At 66.6% G+C, this 1,103-nt stretch carries 1 protein-coding gene; it reads right to left on the bottom strand.

Annotated elements, in window-relative coordinates; translation table 11 throughout:
- A partial coding sequence (locus V6590_RS20775) for a hypothetical protein (protein ID WP_335425622.1) occupies positions 1 to 1,103 on the bottom strand: 1,103 nt, incomplete at both ends.

Below are 1,103 nucleotides of genomic sequence, written 5' to 3'. Positions count from 1 at the left end.
ATCTCTTTAAGCGTCAGCCCGAAGGCGACATGCGACCGGGCGGCAGACAGGAGCGCGCGGGCAATCCACTGCCGTTCGGTCGAGTCCTCAACATCGCTGGCCAGAGCATCCGTGCGTCCTGCCGCGAGCGCCGTGACAATTCCAGCGCCATATTGCCGATGCAGTTCCGCCGTGAAGCGCGCGGCATCTGCCTCGCCCCGGAACGTAACCCTGCCCTCGGTCTGCATGATCTGCCCCATCGACCGCAGCGTGCGCACAAGTCGCGCGTTATCGGGCACGGTTTCATGGACAGCGGTGAGCTCAGTGGCCCGTGCCGCGCGGTCATAGAACTCTTGCACTGCCCCGGCCACGCGCTGCCCCTGATCAGGGTCGCGCAGATCCAGCCGCCGCCGACCCGCGATGACCATAAGGTCGCGGCAGACCCAGTCCCGCTCCTCCCAGGCATTCGCCGCGCCCGTTTCCAGACGGCGGGCAATACCTTCCCCGCTCAGACCAATCGCCCTCGCACCGGCCACGATCTCTGCTCGCAGCCGCTCTGCCGCCCCCGGTCGCAGGGGCAGATCCACTTTGCCCCGCGTCAGGACATCACCCTCCAGCGCCATGCCATATATCGCTGATTGCGGCATCATCTGCAGCAGCTGCGCGCCACGGGCATCGCCAAGCCCGCGCGCGATATCGACGGCATAGCCATACAGCTCGTCCCGCATTTCCTTGCGCCCGGCGACAGGCATCTTCCTGAGCTTGCCCTCCGCCTCTGCCATCCATCCGGTAAAATGCCTGTCCAGATCGGCGCGCTCCGCCGTCGCAACATCGCCCGGAAACGGCTGCAACACCCCACCCCGCCGCAGGGCTTGCTCGGCCTCTGCGATCTTCTCACCAATCTCCGGCAAACCCGTCAGCGCTGCCACATGACTGAGGCTGCGCATGGTGTCGGCCGTGCGCCCCATCGTGGCCAGAGCATCTTCAAGCGCCCTGCCCTCGCGCGGCCGCTCTTCTGGCGCCCGACCCGCAATCCGCGCCCGCTCGATCTCTGCCCGTGAAGGACCATAGGTCAGCAACCCACGTTCGGCCCGCGAGGTCGCATCCAGAAACACACCCTCCTC

Source organism: Gemmobacter denitrificans (assembly GCF_036964905.1).
Taxonomy (GTDB): domain Bacteria; phylum Pseudomonadota; class Alphaproteobacteria; order Rhodobacterales; family Rhodobacteraceae; genus Gemmobacter; species Gemmobacter denitrificans.
Note: the sequence above shows the minus strand (reverse complement) of the source record. Positions and strands in the feature narration are given on the sequence as shown.